The 18,019-nt window shown below is 27.9% G+C and carries 19 protein-coding genes and 2 tRNA genes; 9 read left to right on the forward strand and 12 right to left on the reverse strand.

The window, feature by feature from the left end; genetic code table 11:
* The first annotated feature begins 19 nt into the window (after nt 1-19).
* A complete protein-coding gene (locus BX611_RS06575) occupies nt 20-640 on the forward strand; it encodes a porin family protein (protein ID WP_115879413.1) in 621 nt (206 codons plus the stop codon).
* Nucleotides 641-746: 106 nt separating this feature from the next.
* Here BX611_RS06575 and BX611_RS06580 read toward each other — a convergent pair whose 3' ends face one another.
* Nucleotides 747-1,580 (reverse strand): FKBP-type peptidyl-prolyl cis-trans isomerase, encoded by an 834-nt coding sequence (locus tag BX611_RS06580; RefSeq protein WP_115879415.1) that lies wholly within the window; start codon nt 1,578-1,580, stop codon nt 747-749.
* A gap of 88 nt (nt 1,581-1,668) precedes the next feature.
* Between BX611_RS06580 and BX611_RS06585 the strand changes: the two genes are divergently transcribed.
* Genes BX611_RS06585 through BX611_RS06595 form a run of 3 tightly spaced genes read left to right on the forward strand, consistent with a single transcriptional unit; the run spans nt 1,669 to nt 3,120 of the window.
* On the forward strand, nt 1,669-2,034 hold the full coding sequence (locus tag BX611_RS06585; protein WP_115879417.1) for an RNA-binding S4 domain-containing protein: 366 nt from the start codon (nt 1,669-1,671) through the stop codon (nt 2,032-2,034).
* Nucleotides 2,015-2,617: a class I SAM-dependent methyltransferase gene (locus BX611_RS06590; protein WP_115879419.1), complete on the forward strand. Its 603-nt coding sequence runs from the start codon at nt 2,015-2,017 to the stop codon at nt 2,615-2,617. The genes BX611_RS06585 and BX611_RS06590 overlap by 20 nt, the downstream gene beginning before the upstream one ends.
* Nucleotides 2,618-2,622: 5 nt before the next feature.
* Nucleotides 2,623-3,120, forward strand: coding sequence for a phosphoribosyltransferase family protein (locus BX611_RS06595; protein ID WP_115879421.1), 498 nt, complete (start codon nt 2,623-2,625; stop codon nt 3,118-3,120).
* On the opposite strand, the gene BX611_RS06600 is transcribed toward BX611_RS06595, so the two are convergent.
* Nucleotides 3,112-3,621: a shikimate kinase gene (locus BX611_RS06600; RefSeq protein WP_115879423.1), complete on the reverse strand. Its 510-nt coding sequence runs from the start codon at nt 3,619-3,621 to the stop codon at nt 3,112-3,114. The genes BX611_RS06595 and BX611_RS06600 overlap by 9 nt on opposite strands.
* 118 nt (nt 3,622-3,739) lie before the next feature.
* Between BX611_RS06600 and BX611_RS06605 the strand changes: the two genes are divergently transcribed.
* The 4 genes from BX611_RS06605 to BX611_RS06620 all read left to right on the forward strand — a co-directional run bounded on the left by BX611_RS06605 (nt 3,740) and on the right by BX611_RS06620 (nt 5,709).
* Nucleotides 3,740-3,812, forward strand: a tRNA-Lys gene (locus tag BX611_RS06605).
* Between the two features lie 46 nt (nt 3,813-3,858).
* Nucleotides 3,859-3,943, forward strand: a tRNA-Leu gene (locus BX611_RS06610).
* A 100-nt stretch (nt 3,944-4,043) separates the two neighbouring features.
* The gene (locus tag BX611_RS06615) at nt 4,044-4,739 is read left to right on the forward strand and encodes a glycoside hydrolase family 78 protein (protein WP_115879425.1); all 696 of its coding nucleotides are present in this window, start codon (nt 4,044-4,046) and stop codon (nt 4,737-4,739) included.
* Nucleotides 4,740-4,884: 145 nt separating this feature from the next.
* Nucleotides 4,885-5,709: a carboxypeptidase-like regulatory domain-containing protein gene (locus tag BX611_RS06620; RefSeq protein ID WP_115879427.1), complete on the forward strand. Its 825-nt coding sequence runs from the start codon at nt 4,885-4,887 to the stop codon at nt 5,707-5,709.
* 59 nt (nt 5,710-5,768) lie between these two features.
* On the opposite strand, the gene BX611_RS15035 is transcribed toward BX611_RS06620, so the two are convergent.
* From BX611_RS15035 to BX611_RS06655, 7 genes are all read right to left on the reverse strand, one after another.
* Nucleotides 5,769-6,641, reverse strand: coding sequence for an ester cyclase (locus BX611_RS15035; RefSeq protein ID WP_162879983.1), 873 nt, complete (start codon nt 6,639-6,641; stop codon nt 5,769-5,771).
* 18 nt (nt 6,642-6,659) lie between these two features.
* Complete coding sequence (locus tag BX611_RS06630; protein WP_115879429.1) at nt 6,660-8,000, reverse strand: MFS transporter; 1,341 nt, start codon at nt 7,998-8,000, stop codon at nt 6,660-6,662.
* A gap of 80 nt (nt 8,001-8,080) precedes the next feature.
* Entirely contained in the window at nt 8,081-8,818 is a 738-nt protein-coding gene (locus tag BX611_RS06635; RefSeq protein ID WP_115879431.1) for a hypothetical protein, read from the reverse strand.
* A gap of 46 nt (nt 8,819-8,864) precedes the next feature.
* Entirely contained in the window at nt 8,865-10,199 is a 1,335-nt protein-coding gene (locus tag BX611_RS06640) for an APC family permease (protein WP_115879433.1), read from the reverse strand.
* A 96-nt stretch (nt 10,200-10,295) separates the two neighbouring features.
* Nucleotides 10,296-11,237, reverse strand: a complete 942-nt coding sequence (locus BX611_RS06645) for a nuclear transport factor 2 family protein (protein ID WP_115879435.1) — start codon at nt 11,235-11,237, stop codon at nt 10,296-10,298.
* A gap of 334 nt (nt 11,238-11,571) precedes the next feature.
* Nucleotides 11,572-12,336 carry a hypothetical protein gene (locus BX611_RS06650; protein WP_115879437.1) on the reverse strand — a complete coding sequence of 255 codons (765 nt, stop codon included), beginning with the start codon at nt 12,334-12,336 and terminating at the stop codon, nt 11,572-11,574.
* A gap of 58 nt (nt 12,337-12,394) precedes the next feature.
* On the reverse strand, nt 12,395-12,910 hold the full coding sequence (locus BX611_RS06655) for an ester cyclase (RefSeq protein WP_162879984.1): 516 nt from the start codon (nt 12,908-12,910) through the stop codon (nt 12,395-12,397).
* Between the two features lie 169 nt (nt 12,911-13,079).
* Between BX611_RS06655 and BX611_RS06660 the strand changes: the two genes are divergently transcribed.
* On the forward strand, nt 13,080-15,026 hold the full coding sequence (locus BX611_RS06660; RefSeq protein ID WP_115879441.1) for a sensor histidine kinase: 1,947 nt from the start codon (nt 13,080-13,082) through the stop codon (nt 15,024-15,026).
* A gap of 15 nt (nt 15,027-15,041) precedes the next feature.
* On the opposite strand, the gene BX611_RS06665 is transcribed toward BX611_RS06660, so the two are convergent.
* The 3 genes from BX611_RS06665 to BX611_RS06675 form a co-directional block, all read right to left on the reverse strand.
* Nucleotides 15,042-15,785: a LytR/AlgR family response regulator transcription factor gene (locus BX611_RS06665; RefSeq protein ID WP_115879443.1), complete on the reverse strand. Its 744-nt coding sequence runs from the start codon at nt 15,783-15,785 to the stop codon at nt 15,042-15,044.
* Between the two features lie 187 nt (nt 15,786-15,972).
* Nucleotides 15,973-16,800 carry a prohibitin family protein gene (locus BX611_RS06670; RefSeq protein ID WP_115879445.1) on the reverse strand — a complete coding sequence of 276 codons (828 nt, stop codon included), beginning with the start codon at nt 16,798-16,800 and terminating at the stop codon, nt 15,973-15,975.
* 78 nt (nt 16,801-16,878) lie between these two features.
* Nucleotides 16,879-18,018 (reverse strand): efflux RND transporter periplasmic adaptor subunit, encoded by a 1,140-nt coding sequence (locus tag BX611_RS06675; protein ID WP_115879447.1) that lies wholly within the window; start codon nt 18,016-18,018, stop codon nt 16,879-16,881.
* Nucleotide 18,019 lies beyond the last annotated feature (1 nt).

Raw genomic sequence — 18,019 nt, forward strand, 5'->3', positions numbered from 1 at the left:
CCCTAAATAAACATTCAATATGAAAAAAAGAACAGTATTATTTTCAATTGCATTTTTAGCAACAATAATGTTAATGAATGCTCAAAGTGATTTTGGTATTAAAGCAGGTTTAAGTTATAATTCTAATGGAGATCTGAAAGAATTTACAACCGAAGTAGATAATATTTACAAAAATGAAGGAAAAGGAAAATCTGGATTTAATGTAGGTTTTTATGGAAAATTAGATTTAGGTCCAATTTATTTGCGACCAGAATTAGTTTATACAAAAACTACTAGTGAATATACCTTAAATACTGGAAATACAGAAGATTATAAATTGTCTAAAATTGATGTTCCTGTTTTAGTAGGCATTAAATTAATTGGTCCTTTAAACGTTTTTGCAGGTCCTGCATTTCAATATGTAATTGATAATAAAATAAAAGGTTTAAGTATTAGTGATGTTGAAAATGAATTTTCTGTGGGTATGAATATTGGAGCCTCAATAGAATTTGGAAGAATTGGCATTGATGTTAGGTATGAAAGAGGTTTAAGTGAGAATGAAGCTAATTGGACAAATGCAGGTGATACTTTTAAGTTAGATTCTAGGCCAGAACAACTAATTTTTAGTTTATCATATAGTTTATCTAAAGGAAAAAACTAGTATTATTAATTTCATTTTTAAGTTTAGAATGAAGTTAATTATTATATAAATACAAAAAAAGCTTCTCAAAATTGAGAAGCTTTTTTTGTATTATAATTAATTTATTTTAATTATCTGCATCCAAATAATCTGGTATTCCATCACCATCTGTATCATCATTTGTAGGATCTCCATCTTCATTAGCATCTTCATCTTTAGTTAAAATTCCATCACCATCATCATCACTATCTAAATAATTAGGTATAGTATCACTATCTGTATCATCATTTTTAACATTACCATCTCCATCAATATCTTCATTAATAGATAAAATTCCATCATTGTCATGGTCTGCATCATTTACAGCATGTAATTCAAACTCAAAAATCAAAGGTGCATTAGCTGGTATTGTTGTTTGCGCAATATTACCATATGCTAAACCAGAAGGAATAAATAAAATTCCTTTCCCAGAGTTTTCATAATAAAAAGACTCATCTTCAGCAATCACCTTATTACCTCCTTTAAAATTTGTAAATCCATAGCTCCAGCCATCTATAACCCCAGTTAAAGAAAACCAAATTACACTAGCACGTGTATCAAAAACTACACTATCTAATCTCATACCTGTATATGTAGCTAAAACGGAGTCAGCAACAGTTGGAGAAACTGTAACCCCTTCATTTTGTTTTAAATAATATAACTTATAAGAAATATCATCTTTAACTACGTTTTGAACATTAAGTCTAGAATCATTCATTAACGGGGATTCATCATTTGTAACTGTCCAAATACCACCATCTTCTTCATTTAAATAATGTGATTGTAAATATTCAATTAATGTATTATCATCCTCAATTGCTTGTGCTGCAGCATCAAAATCCACGGTATTATTATCATCTTTTTTACATGAAAAAATAACTAAACCTATTATTAATAATCCTATTAAATTTTTAATTTTCATTTACTTTTATTTTAAGGTGCGCAAGATACTATTTTAATATCTTTGTTAAAAAGGAATACGTAAAATTTAACTTTATTATAGGAATAAAATGCGAATAGATAAATATTTATGGTGTATTAGGTTTTATAAAACCCGAAGTATTGCAACTGAAGCATGTAAAAAAGGACATGTTAAAATTAACGATACAAGTGTAAAAGCTTCTAGATTAATATTTAATGGAGAAATAATAGCTATCCGCAAAGAACAAATAAATTATAAAATACAAGTATTAGACATTCCATTAAACAGAGTTGGTGCTAAATTAGTTGATTTATACAGAAAAGACTGTACACCGCAAGAAGAGTTTGAAAAATTTGAACTTTTAAAATATTCAAAAGATTATTATAGAAAAAAAGGAACTGGAAGACCAACAAAGAAAGATAGAAGAGATATAGATGACTTACAAGAAGATTAACAATAGTTTTAACAGAGAATTTTGGGAGCATAAATATGAAAATAATAAAACTGGTTGGGATATTGGTTTTGTCTCTACTCCTATTAAAAAATATATTAATCAGCTAAATTACAAAGAATTAAGAATATTAATTCCAGGTGGTGGAAATAGTTATGAAGCTGAATATTTGTTAAATAAAGGTTTTAAAAATATAAATGTATTAGATATTGTAGCGCAACCACTAAATAATATACATACGAGAATACCTGAATTTCCAAAAAACAATTTAATTCATCAAAATTTCTTTGAACATAATAATACTTATGATTTAATAATTGAGCAGACTTTTTTTTGTGCTTTAACTCCAGAATTACGCAAAAATTATGTTGATAAAATGTATGATTTATTAAGTATTAAAGGAAAGCTTGTAGGATTATTATTTGATTTTGATTTGACTGAAGAAGGGCCTCCTTTTGGAGGAAATTTAATAGAATATATTCAATTATTTTATGCTAAATTTGAAATTAAAGTTTTTGAAAAATGTTATAATTCAATAAAACAAAGACAAGGTAGAGAATTGTTTTTTATCTTTGAAAAAAAATAATCATAATGGAAAGTTCAATTATTTTAACAAACGAGCAAATTCAAAATAAAACCAGAAGAATTGCTTACCAAATATATGAAAGCAATTGCAATGAAAAGGAAATAATTATTGCAGGTATTAATGGAAATGGTTATGTATTTGCGCAGAATATAGCAAAAATATTAAGTGCTATTTCTGAAGTAAAAGTTGTTTTATGTGAAGTTAAAATAGATAAGAAAAATCCTATTAAAGAAATTACAACTAGCATACCGGCTAGCGAATATAAAAATAAATCTTTAGTACTGGTTGATGACGTTTTAAGCTCTGGGACAACCTTAATATATGGTATTAAACATTTTTTAGAAGTTCCTTTAAAGCGTTTTAAAACTGCAGTTTTAATAAATAGAAATCATAAAAAGTACCCTGTAAAAGCTGATTTTAAAGGAATCTCGTTATCTACTTCAATGCAAGAACATATAAACGTAATTTTTGATAAGAAAAATTCTTACGCAGTTTTAGAGTAAGACTTTAATTTCTTTAACTATTTGTTCAATTGTTTTATTATCTACAGAAATTATCTCATCAGCTTTAGAGTAATAGGGTGAGCGTTCAAATAAATGCTTAGCAATATATTCCTTCAAATTTTCTTTACCTATTGTAGCAACAAGAGGCCTTTGTGAAGTCTCACTTTTTAGTCTTTCAAAAATAGTATTTATTGTGGCGCTTAAATAAATTGATTTTGAGTTATTTGTAATAATATCCATATTATTTCCATAACAAGGAGTGCCTCCACCTAAAGATATAATACAATCATTTTTCAAATTTATTAATTCTTGTAAGTACTCGCTTTCTTTTTTTCTGAAATAAATTTCGCCTTTTGTTGAAAAAATAGCACTAATTGAAATCCCTTCACAAGTTTCAATATAATTATCTAAATCAATAAAAGGAAGGTTTAACTTTAACGATAACAATTTTCCAATAGCTGATTTACCAGATGCCATATAACCTAATAGTACAATTTTCATGTAAACTTTAATTTGTTTTAATACACGGATACAAATATCGTTTAAAAAACTACATAAAAAAACTTGGTTTTTAAACTTTTGATAGTATATTTGCACTCGCAATTGCAAAAGGACAATTGACCTGGTAGCTCAGTTGGTAGAGCACCTCCCTTTTAAGGAGGTGGTCCTGGGTTCGAGCCCCAGCCAGGTCACAAAAAGTTAAGTTTTTACTTAACTTTTTTTGTATATAAAAGTACTGCGCGTGTGGCGGAATTGGTAGACGCGCCAGCTTGAGGGGCTGGTTTTCGCTTAGAAAGTGCTGGTTCGACTCCAGTCACGCGCACAAAATAAAGTAATTTTAATTTTTACACTTTTAAGGTTGTTTCTAGTTTAAAAAAACAGTAATTTTATCTTTTATTAAATCTCTTATTTTAAAATAAATTATGAAAAAATTTATATATACAGTTGTAATTGGAACTTTATTATGGTCTTGTGGAGGTTCAGGTGGTGATACACCCCCAGATCCAACTCCAGAGAATAATGCTCCATCCGTTCCAACATTGGTTTATCCTTCAGCAAATTTGCTATGTATAGATAACTCAATTAATTTTAGCTGGAATGCATCAACCGATCCTGATGGCGACACTGTATCATATCAAATTCAAATAGCAAAAGATAACCAATTTACTGAAATAGTACAGTCTATTTCAAATACAAGTACAACTAGAACAATTTCTTTAGAAAAAGGTGTTGCTTATTATTGGAGAGTAAGTGCAAAAGATAGTAAAAATAAAGCTAGTAGCTATTCTACTGCTAACTCATTTTATACTGAAGGCGAAGGAGTTTCAAATTATTTACCATTTTCACCTGAAATAGTTTCGCCTACTTTAAACGCTATAGTTACTGAAACTAGTGCAGCTCTTGAATGGAATGCTTCAGATGTTGATAATGATCCACTTACTTTTGATGTGTATTTTGGAACTGAAAACCCTCCAACTACAATTGTTTCAACAAACCAAACTACAAAAACGTATACTGTAGATGTAAATGCTTCAACAGATTATTTTTGGAAGGTTGTTGTTAAAGATGATAAAGGTGGTGAAACTTTAGGTCAAGTTTGGAATTTTAAAACAGATTAAATTTATTTAATTTTTTCAAATAATTTAAATATTAAAAATAAAGCTTCTGTTTTTTTAAATGGAAGCTTTATTTTTTTTTAATAAAGTCATATAATTTTTGTTATTCCTTAACAAAGTTTATAACGAATATTTAGTATAATTGCATATGATAAAAAGAATAATATATATAGCATTATTTTTAATTTCAATAAAAGGTTTTTCACAAGAACCAGTTGGAATTGATACTTTAAAAAACAATGCACTTTCTGTGTCTTTAAAAGGACAAGTTGTAAACCATTTAGATAAAACTCCATTAAAAGGAGCACATTTATTTAATTTGAACTCAGTGTTTGGAACCATTACCAATGATACTGGTAATTTTGAAATAGCTACCGCAGTTAATGATACTATTTATGTGTCTTATTTAGGTTTTCAGTCAATTAAATTAAAAATAACAAACGATTTACTTAAAGGTAACGAGTTAGTTATCGAATTATATGAAAAAACTGAAGAAATTAGTGAGGTTATAGTGAAATCTCATAAATTAATTGGAGTTCTTGAAATTGATGCTAAAAATGTTCCAAAGGATAAGTATGCTCGTATTCATATTAATGGCTTACCACAAACTTATGAAGTTGGTGTAAAACAAAGAAGAGAATTTAACTCGCCTATTGATGCCTTGTTTAGACCTATAGATTTTGTGTATAACAAGTTTGGTAAAAGTCCAAAACAACTAAAAAAGTTAAAAAAAATGCGTGATGATGATCAATTACGTGAACAATTAGAATCTAGGTTTAACCGAGAATTGATGATGGAGTATTTGGATATGGATGCAAATGAATTAAATGAATTATTAAACGAATGCAATTATTCTGATTATTTTATAAAACAGGCAAGTGATTTACAATTAATTGAAGCTGTTTTATTATGTTATGAAAATTACAAGGCTATTAAAAAAGGTAGCACTATAAAAGAAAATAATAAACAATAAAAAAGCAACTAAATCAGTTGCCTTTTTATTTTAATTCAAATGTTTATATATAATAAATTTTATTTTATTGCGTCTGCTATTCCTTTGGTATCTGCAAATTGCTGAAAAGCTATAATTTTACCACCCTTAAGTGTCCATAAATGAGCCATTTGTAAATTTATAATAGCTCCATTTTTTTTGTATTTAGCTTTATAGCGTCCTGTTACTAAAATTTTATTGTTTGTTAATTCGTTATAGTCTAAATCTGTTAGATTCCAATACTCCCACTCTGCTCCAATACGACCAAATACACCAGCACCAATAGCATCAAAGCCTATATAAGGATTTCCATCTGCGTAAGGAAAATTTTCAGCTTCATTCCATATTATATTGGTGTCCATTGCTGCAGCTATTCCTTCAATGTTTCCATTTGAAAAATCGGTATATAGATTTTTAATAATATTAGTATTCTCAGGATTAGATAACAAACCTAGTTGTTGCATAAAAACCATATTATCCATAAAATCTTGTTCTTGAGCAATTTTTCCATTTTTCATTTTAACTAGCGTTGTGCCTTCTACATCAACAAATTCATCAGTTGCGGGAATACCAAAAAAATCACCAGAATGTGTTCCTTTAAATTTCCAGTGTTTAACCAGTTTATCTCCTTGTCCAAACACATCAACAATTGTGAATTCAACATTAGAAAATCCAGTAATGAAGTTCGAATAATAAGCTTTAAAATTCTCAATTCCAACTATATTTTCAGGACTTGAAATTAGGATAATATCTTTATCAAAATTGGTATCATTAATAAGTTCTAATTTTCCATTATTAATAACTTCATCCCAAGTATTGGAATACATTTTAATATTTTTTTCAACTTGTTGATTTCCACAAGAAATAAGTAAGAATCCAATAGAGAATAAGAATAATGTAATTGATTTTTTCATAAGTTTAGCTTTTTTAAATTAATATTTAATTGTAAATTCTTCGATTGATTTTCTATGCTTTTTAAAATTTATTAATTTTATAAAAAGTATGGTTAGTAATGGAGAAATAGCTGTACATAGTAAAACATATTCCCAAGACATTATATCTTTAAGAGTTCCAACAAGGCCAGAACCTGAAGCGCGCCCCATATTTGAAAGTGCCATAAATAGTGTGAATTGTGTTGCTGCAACAACTTCCCAACACAGTTTCATACAAGCTGCAAAAATTGCGATACAAAGAAAGGTATAGAATAAATAGTAAAGCATTATAAACACAAAAATAAATTTATCATTTTTCCAAAATTCAGGTAATAAGGCAAGACTACCTATTAATACAATTGTTGCAATAAGGTAAATGATTATCATTCTTTTGTTTCCAAAAAAATCAACTAAAGCACCACCAACAAACATACCAAAGAAACCTCCTGCAACAGTTGTAATTGAATATGCTTGTGAATAAGATGTGTTGGTCCATCCTAGTTCTTGAATGGTAAAAATAGGCAAAAGTGTATCTATCAAACCATACATTAATCCAATGATTAATGAAGCAACACCCATAATAATAGTAGATGGTAAAATGATTATTTTTAAGAGACTTTTAAATATCTGTTTCCAACTTTTTAGTTGTGCATTCTTGGATTGTTTTGAAGGTTCTCCTTTTGTCCAAGGCATTAGTTTTTCGCCAGGGCGTTCTCTAAAAAAAATAGGTACAAGTATAATAAAAGCGACAGCGATAGATAAAGATGAAATGGCAGTTGTAAATCCTAACATATTAATAAGAGTCGTACCTATTACCAAGGATAAAGCTGTACCAATTGTTTTAGAACCCCACATTAAACCATTGGATCTGGCTTGTTCTTTTATTGGTACTATATCTATTGCCATACCATCTGTTGCAACATCTTGAAATGCCCCAAAAAAACTAATAAAGAAACCTGAAATCATCAACCCATTTAAATTATTTAAAGGGTCTTGTACCAAACCTATAGCTAAAAAGCTAATTATTAATCCTAATTGCCCAAAGATTACCCAAGGTCGTTTTCGTCCCATTGATAAAATGGTAAAACGATCCATAAGCGGTGCAATCAAAATTTTAAAACTCCAAGGAATTCCAATAACCGCAACAAAACTAGCTATTTCAACTGGTGTTTTATTATTCATAGCCAGCCAAGCAGGAATAGCAAAATAAGTAATACCTTCGGGAATGCCTTGTACAAGATACAAGGCAGAAAACGTTAGGTATCTTAATATAGGATTTTCGGTTAAAAACCGATTATTCTCTATTATTTTAGATTTTTCAATTACTAACTTTGAAGCCATACTTTAGTTGTTTATAACTTATTAAAATTGGAAACTCTTAGTTTATTCATTTTAGTTTTCTTAAATCTTCATCAAAAAAATCAAGTAATTGGTAACCGTGCAAACCAATTCGCAAATGCATCCCAAAAAGGAAAGCTTATTTTAAAGAAAATTAAATAATGAAATATAATGTATAACAATAAAAGAAGAGGAAATACCCATCTTCCACTTGTTTGTTTTCGTTCTATAATAATAAGAGAAATAAGTAGTACATACATAAAGGCAACCGTAATTGCTAATCCAAGTATGAAATTTGGCTCAGGTAAAACAGTAAAAATAATAAATCTACCTAAAGTTGGTTCTATAAATACAATGCCGGTTGCAATCATGGCCCTTGCATGAATTTGCATATTACTTCTGTTTACTATTGCAATAGTATACATAATACCTATAATTACTAAATCTTTTACCTGTAGCCAAAGGCTTGAACCTAAATCATCAGTAATTTCACCATTAATTGTGTTATGTTTTAAAAGTATTACTGAAATGAAAAATAAGGGTAAAATAAAATAGCTGAATTTTCCAATTAATTTATGAATAGCTAATTTCTTTTTTCTGATTAAAATGGGTTGTATTATTAAAAGAGTAATCCAAAGCGATGCCATAATAGCATGAAAATGGAAGTAAGAATTAAAGTTTGCTGTTCCATCAATAAATTTGGAAAAGTATGAAGGCCAAAACCCCAATAGCATTAAGATAACCAAAATAGCAAGGTAATATCCTGATTTTTCAAAGCGAATTCTTTTAGACTTTTTTATTTTATTTATAGATTCTGTCATTTTAGTTGTTTTTAAATTTTAATAGGTGTAACCTTCATTTTTAGCACTATCTGCCAAATTCAATATATTTTTTTGTTAGGCGCTTTATTATTTTTGAATTAATTAAAAAGTATAGTAATGTTAGAATAATAATAAATATTCCAATTCCTAAAATTTTATTTTCGGACAGATTAGAAAGAAACCACAGAATAACTATAAATGATAATATCGGAACGATATAACCTCCAGGAATTTTAAATGTTTTTCCATGGGAAACAAACTTTTTACCCCTCCTCAATTTAATTGTTGCCAAGGATATGCCTAAAGATATAAGTAGTGATGAAGCACTTGATAAAATTGCTAATTGTTTAAATCCACCTAATATTGCAAATAAAAAACATAAAGTAACATAAGCAATTATTGCAATGTAGGGAGTTGAGTATTTAATATGAATTTTGGATAATTTTTTTATTGGAATTACTTTGTCTTTAGAGGCTGCAAATAATATTCTTGGGATACTTAGAATTTTGCTGCTAATACCGCCAAACATTGAAACAGCTGCACCAATTGTTAATAAAGTAAACCCAATAGGCCCAAATATTTTGTTTGCTACTTCACCCAGTGGATTTTCTGTAAATGATGGAAGAGACGATCCCAAAACTCCTTGTGAAACTGTTTGGACAAGTACATAAATTACACCAATTATAAATATACTAATAAGGATAGCTTTAGGTATTGTTTTTTGAGGATTACGTACTTCACCACTAACCGAAAGTGCAGATCCTGCTCCTGTAAAAGCAAAGTAAAGAATAAGTGAAGATTCACCAATTTGTTGAATTGATGGTACTGTTTCCAATACTAAATTATTTAGGTTAACATCTTTGAATCCAATAAATGCTATTAATAAAAGAGGTGCTATTTTAATAATCGTAATTATTTTAACAAAACCAATACCATTTTTTAGCCCCTTTATATTAATAAATCCTAATCCAGAAAATAAAAATAGAAAAAATAATATTTTTAATAGTTCACTTTGTAATGAAGGAAGCAATTTAAAAATTATTTCCACAATTGCATTAGCAATAGCAGCATCGGCTGTTATCGCGGATAACAATAAAAGTATAGCAGTTAAAAATCCTGGGAATTTCCCAAATGACTTTTCAATATAAATATAAACACCACCTGTTTCTGTTATTTTACTACCAACTTCAGCAAAACAAAGCATCATTAAAGTAATTAAAATACCACAAAATACATATGCCAATATACTTGCGGACCCAAGACCTGCAGCAATAATAGCAGGCAAAACAAATATTCCAGATCCAATTACAGTATTAATAATATTGGACATTAATCCCAATATTCCAATTTCTCTTTTTAAATTTTCTTGTTTCTCTTTCATGCTGCTTTGGTGATTATTTTACACCGAGAAGTATTTATAAAAAATATAAAGGCAGCTTATTTTGTTTAGGCTACCTTTAGATTTATAATACGTTATTTACTTGGCATTTAACAATGTTTGGCTATAATATGCCATTTCACTAATAATTTTCCCATCTTTATCAAAGCCGTTGCTAAAATGCATAGGAACTGTAATTTCTTTCTTGTCTGATTTGCGAATTAAATGATAGTTCCACCAAGATAATACTTCACGTCCATCACTCATTTCATATTCTAAATAATCAGGATATCCTCTCATTTCAATGCTTACTATTTCAAAATCATCTAAAAATTGCTGCCACATTGGTTTTATTTCAGCTTTGGTATTCCATTTTCCAACTTCATTGTTAATATTTCGAAAAGTTGCATTGTCACTATAATAACTTAAACAAGCATCCACATCTAAATTTTCAAAAGCATACATTGCTTTGCGTACTGTATTAATGTTATCATGATGGTTATAAATAGTACCATTTGTTCTATTTCCATAGCTGAAACCTATTTCATCAAAAACACTTTCATTGTTATAGTTTATAACAGTTAATATTTTATTCTTTTTATTAACAACATAAAGCTTATGCATTGGCATATCAACTTTTACACCCGTTTTTTTGTGAACCCCCTTTAAATCTTCCCAGGTTTGTACCCAAACTACATCCTTTTGGTTGTCTTCTTTATATTCTATAGCATCTGGATAAGCTCCTTTTGAACGCGTAATAGAAAAATAATCTAAGGCATTATTCCACCCTATTGCACTTCTTGAAAATGATGCTTTATCTTGACCTTTATCGTTTATTCTTGTGCCTACTCCATTAAATGATTTAAAATCATCATCTAAATAACTAGCTACTTTAGCAGAATCACCACTTACAAATGCTTTAGTCATAGCTTCAACAGCTACAATAGCTGGATGATCTATAAAAACAGTTCCATTTGATTTTTTTTGTGAATATGTGATGAAAGTTATCATCATCATAAAAATTAAAGCTATTCTTTTCATTTTTAAATTGTCTGTGTTTATCGTGCTGACTCTGCACTGTTTGATTAATTAAATATTAATTTTACATTCTAAACTCATGTATCATTATTTGTTGATTTGTGTATTTTATTAATTTTAGACTTTATAAGTAAATTGGTAGTCAATTTGTTTCAGATGATTTAACCTTTAAAATCAATCATCAAATGGGTTAATCAAACTTTATAAAAACATTTAACCACCAATAATACCTGCAATTTTTTATTTAGTTTATTACAGTTGCTTCTGCCATCTTTTTAGCAACTTCAATTTTTTAAGGAGAAAATAACATCCCCCTAAATTGGTTTAAATTTGTTACTTAATTTGGAAAATAGCTAAGTTCTGGTATCATATAGCCTGTCATTGTTTCAGATTTTAAAAGAACTCCTAATAATTTTTGAAACAATTTACCACCATCTTCTCCTATTAAGTTATTATTTTCTATTCTAGATTTTTCAAATTCAGCTGCATTTTTTGATGCTCTGGCAACCATTATGTAATTACCAGAAGTTCCAAATCCACTATGATATACTCTATAATATTCTTTAGATCCTTTATCTGCATATAATTTTTTAAATTCTTTTGCAATTTGAACAGCTTTATTATAGTTATTAGGAGTAAAATAATACAACGTGTTATGTCGGTAGTTTAATCCTTCAGGAGTTATATTAATTCCTGATGGCATATAAGATAATTCTTTATCTAAAATCATAACATAATCAGAATGAGAATCGTAATAAGGATTAAATTCATTAAATAAACTTCTAAAAGCATCCTTTCCCATTTTTTCTTGCAGATCACTAAAATTATTTTCATCTAATTCAGCCATATTCTTAAGCGGAGAAACATATACATAATTAGTACCATTCATTTTAAATGTTGCCCAGCCTGCTTTGGTTTTATACTTTTTACACTCGTCTGATAATTTTTTTGCAACTATCTCATAATCTGTTAGTTTTGATGGATACACAGGATCAGTATGAAAAACATATGCTTGTGTTGTACTTTCTTCTTGTGCATTAGCTGTTAACGGTATTACCATTAGCATGGCTGCTAATAAAATTGTAATTTTTAATTTTTTCATAATAAATAATTTTTAGTTAGTAATTTGTTTTTATTGTTAATGGTTTTGCATGTTTATCTCATTCAACAACAGGGGTTTTTAAGGTATAACCCAATTGTTGTAATAAGTCTAGTTCATTATAAAAAACTTCTTCTTTATATAATTTTCCCTGGTTATTAAAGTACATATGCGAAAATCCATTTACTGTAACTTTCTTACCTGTTGCCGGATGCTCAGCAAATTCAGCAATATTACTTCCAGTAAAAGTCCAATACATAAATACATCATTATCTTTTATATAACTTTTGTTATTAACCAAGTTAAAATCAGGAAATCCACTAAAAAAGAAATGTATGTTTGCTTTTAATTCCTGTAAATTAGAAGCAACTATTACACCATTAATTTTTCTAACATAGCTTTCTTCTACTATATTTTTAAGTTGAGCTACATCATCTTTTTTATTATGAAAAGTTTTTATAAATAATTCTAAATTGGCATTTATAAGTGCTTCTTTTGCTTCTATATTTGCTTGATCACTATTACAAGAAATAAAGAAAACTAAAAGTAGTACCAATAGAAATTTTATAGCTTTCATTAAATTCATTTTGAATCTAATTAATTGATATTCTTATAAAAAATCAACTAGTTTTGGACGAAACGTTTCAATTATTGTCCGAAATAGTATTTTTTGTTACCAAAGCTATTTATAAACATAATATTTGTATTTTAGTAATCTTAATTTATTATATTTCAAACAATTATATATGAAAAAGGATGTTTTAACCTTGATTTTAACAGGTGTATTCTTTATTTTTAATCATACTTTTTGTTATAGTCAAATTATTGATTTGAATAATAAAAACCCCTATAAGAAAGTTTTTGTTGAAACTGATAATTTTGGCGCCTCTTATTTAAATATTCTTGAGGATGCATTTGATAAAGTTGATAATGATACAATTCAATTCTCTATACTTAATGATTTAGCATATTATTGGCACACACGGAACTTAATTACTGCATTAGACTTTACCAAAAACGGAATAAAACTATCAAAAGAAAAAAATAATACTCTGTGGCTGGGTAGATTTCAAATAACTCAAGGGGCTATTCTGTTACGAATGGAAAAACTAGATAGTGCTTTTTCAGTTTTACAAGATGCAAAATCTATGGTAAAAGTAGCCGATTTACCTTTTTTAAATACACAGCTAGGTTATGTTTTTGAACGAAAAGGACAACTCGATAAAGCTGCTGATTATGTGTTAGAATCTTTAAGGCTTGGTGAAAAATTAAACGACAACAAAGCCATTGCATTAGCATACAGCGATTTAAGTAATCTTTTTTGGAAACAGGCTAAATTTGAAAAAGGATTAGAATACGGACTAAAATCTATTGAGGTTTTTGAAGAACGTGGTATTAATGATTTAGATTATGATTTTACGTTATATGTAGTTGGAAATAATTATTTAGATCTTAAAAAATATGAAGAGGCTCTTAATTATTATGAGCATGCTATAATTGTAGGTGAACGCTATGGGTTTTATAATAATTTAAGTGATGTATATATTTCTTTAGTTGATTTAAATACCTATTTAAATCAATTTGATAAGGCTGAAGAATCTGGTGTTAATGCTATTAAATATGCTGAATTACTTGATAACAACTTTATGTTAATGCGTTCCTGGCTTTCAGTTGGAAAAATGCAAAATTTACAAGGAAAATATCAAACTGCAATTGAAAGTTTACAAAAATGTATTGAAATTGCAACAGATGATTTTGGAGATAATTATTATTTAAGTAAGGCTTATGAAGCTTTAGGTAGAGCGTTTGCAGGAAATCATAGTTATAAAGAAGCATACCAAGCTTTTGCTGAGTATGACAAATTAAAAAATGAACTTTTTACTGTAGAGGCAGATCAAAGAATTTCCTTACTGCAAACCGAATTTGATGTAAATCAAAAAGATAATACCATCCTAAAACAAGAATCTAAAATAAAGGAACAAAAAATCACTCAAACATTAATAATAATTATTTCCAGTTTATTGTTTCTAATTCTAATTATACTTTATATAACATATAAAATTGATAAAAAGAAAAGTAATTTATTAGAAAAACAAAATAAAGAAAAAGAGTTTTTATTAAAGGAAATTCACCATAGGGTAAAAAATAATTTGGAAATTATTTCAAGTCTATTATCATTACAAGCTGCTCAAATAGATGATACTAATATAATTAATGCTATTCAGGTAAGCCAAAACAGAGTATATTCAATAAGTATGATTCATCAACGATTGTACCAGGGAAAAAAATTGGGGTTAATTGAAATGAAAGATTACTTAATTTATTTAGGAAGTCATATTTTAGAATCCTTTGGTTTCGAAAACAGCATAGAATTAGATTATCAGGTCGATTTTATTGAACTTGATATTGATACCTCCATACCACTGGGATTAATTGTAAATGAACTATTAACAAATTCATTTAAATATGCATTTCCAAATAATAGAAAAGGGAAAATTATTATTAGCTTAAAAAAAATTGATCAACATTCACTACTATTAAAAATTACTGATAATGGTATTGGAATAAATGAAAATGAAAAAAATACAGGCTTTGGAACGCAGCTTATTAATTTATTAACACAGCAATTAGATGGTGAATTAAAACTGGAAACAAATGGAGGAACGTCTATTTCTCTTAAATTTAAAGTTTAAAAAAATTATTAAATATTAAATTGTCTGTAATCTGTTTAATAAATCGGTTTTTAATGACTTACTCAATGGAATGGCTTTTTTAGAAATTACTACATGACTTCCAGCAACTTCGTCTATATGAAAAAGGTTTACAATATAAGAACGATGAATACGTAGAAAATATTCATTAGGTAATTTTTCATCAAAATCTTTAAGTGTAATTACTATCAAATACTCTTTATTTTTCGAGAAAATTCTACAATAATTGCGATCAGCTTCAATATAATAAATATCATTAATACTAATTTTAATCATTTTTTCATTACACCTAATAAATATTCGGTCACTTAAAATAATTGGCGAATTGTTAGTTTCACCATTTTTTTCAATTAATTTATCTTCACTCATCATTCTATTTACTGCAAGTTCAATAGCATGTTGCAAATCTAATTTTTTAAAAGGTTTAGATATAAATGCATAAGGTTCTATTTCTTTTGCTCTATTAAAATAAGTATCATTTGTATTAGAAGTTAGAAAAATAATTGGGATTTCATATTCCTTTTGCACCAGTTTTGCAGCTTCAATACCATCTAGTTTTCCTTTTAATTGAATATCTAATAAAATAATATTCGGTGTATCTTTTTTAATACTGTTTAAAATATCTTCACCTCTAGAAACTATCCCACTAATTTTATAACCCAGCTTATTTAACTGCAATGAAATATTAGCTGCAATTATCATTTCATCTTCTACAATAAGTATTTTTATTGGTATACCCATAATTATACTGTTAGTTTTTTAAAATAGAAGGGGTTTAATTCTTTGTGAATTAGACTAAATTAATCTAAGGGTTATTGTAAATATATAAATTTTACTTACATCTTTTAAATAATAGGAATTCAAATAGTTAATAAGCAATAAAAAAGGCAGCCATTTGGCTGCCTTTTTTATAAAATAATTTTAAAAATTATTGATTTCCTAAAATTAAAGGCAATCCATCTTTTCCACTACCAATAACAATTACCTTACTATTAGTAGATTCAGATAATTTAATTGTTGCTTCAATACCTTTATCCTGTAAGATTTTATCTGTTAAAGAGGCACTTAAAATACGGTTTGCATCTGCTTTACCTTGTGCTTCAATTATTTGTTTTTCAGCTTCTTTTGTTGCTGTAACTAGTCTAAACTCATATTCTAAAGATTCCTGTTCTTGTTTTAATTTACGCTCAATAGCATCTTTAATAGTTGGTGGCAATGTTACATCACGTACTAAAACTTCATTTAATTGAATAAACTGATCTTCTAAAATTATTCTTGTTTCTTCAAAAATCTCATTTTGAATTACATCTCTTTTACTTGAATACAATTGCTCAGGTGTATAACGCCCCACAACACTTCTTGCTGCAGATCTCAAAGCCGGTTTAATAATTCTTTCTAAATAGTTTTCACCAATTTGTTGATGTAATTTCCCTAATTCATTTGCTTTAGGTAAATACCAAGTTGAAGTTTCTAATAGAATATCCAATCCATTTGATGAAAGTACTTTCATTTTTTCGTAAAGTTCTTGTTGACGTACTTCGTAAACTATTACCTCATTCCAAGGTGCTACAATATGAAATCCTTCACCTAAAGGTGCTTCATCTGTTACTACACCTCCTGCAAATCGTTTCCATAATACTCCTGCTTCACCTGCATCAATAGTAACAGTAGATTTTGATAAAAATATAATTGCTATAATACCTATAATAATAATTGGCATTATAGTTTTTGGTAATTGTAATTGTCCGTTGCTCATTTTATTTATTTTTTAATTTGTATCAAAAATACAAAACAGAATTTAGATAACTCTTAATTATTATATAATGTTTATAAGTTATTCTAGTGGAATAAAAGCGCCATTTATTAATATTTGATTGTCAGATAATATATTTTCTGAATCCAAAATTTCTATCCAATCTTCGGTTTTTTGTCCTATTGAAACTGCTTTTTTCTCAAATTTATAGAAATCATCATTTTTATCTTTTAAAACAAGTACATAAAAATTACTTTCTTCTTCTAATACTGCATTTAACGGCAACGCATCTTTTTGAATTGAATTAGTTATTATTTCGGCCTCAACAAACATACCAACAATAAAAGGCTCATGCTCGTTTTCTAAATGTCCGTGAACTCTTACAGTTCTGTTTTGTTCATCAATAGATTTTCCGATTAAATGCACTTCAGCCTTATATTTTTTTAATGAATTTTCAGGTGTTTGAAAATAAATAACCTGACCTTCTTTTACATTTAATACATCTTTTTCAAATACTACCAACTCTAAATGTTTATGCTCATCATCAACTATTTCTAATAGAACATCTGAAGCGCTCATAAATTTACCAACGCTAGTGTTTACCTTGGTTATACTTCCAGAAATAGGCGCAAATACAGGAATAACAGATGATATATTACCTAATTTTACATTTGAAGGATCTATATTCATTAATAACAATTTTTGTTCTAAACCGGTATAAGCTGCTTTTGCACTTTTAAAATCGCTTGTTGCTTTTAAAAAATTCTTTTTAGAACTTATTTGCTCTTCAAAAAGTGTTTTTTGACGATTGTATTCACTTTCCAAAAAATTCAATTGCTCAAATAATTCTAAATATTGTTGTTGAATTTCAATAAAATCAGGGTTTTCAATTGTTACTAATAATTGTCCTTTTTTTACATTATTTCCTACCAACAAATTCGATTTTTTAATAAAACCACCCATAACAGCACTTACACTTGCTTTATTTGCTGGGGGCACATCTATAAAGCCATTCGTTTTTATAGATTGGTTAAAATTTTGTTTAGATAAAGTTCCCAATTCCATTTTTGAATTTATGAATTGAGCCGTTGAAACTTCAACTATATTAGCATTTGCCTCTGTGGACATTACTTCTTTATCTGTACTGTTTGAAGAGTTACAAGAAACTAACCAAACTGTAATAATTATTAGATTTATGGTAACTAAAATATATTTTTTCATT

The sequence above is a fragment of the Lutibacter oceani genome, assembly GCF_003384935.1.
Lineage (GTDB): Bacteria > Bacteroidota > Bacteroidia > Flavobacteriales > Flavobacteriaceae > Lutibacter > Lutibacter oceani.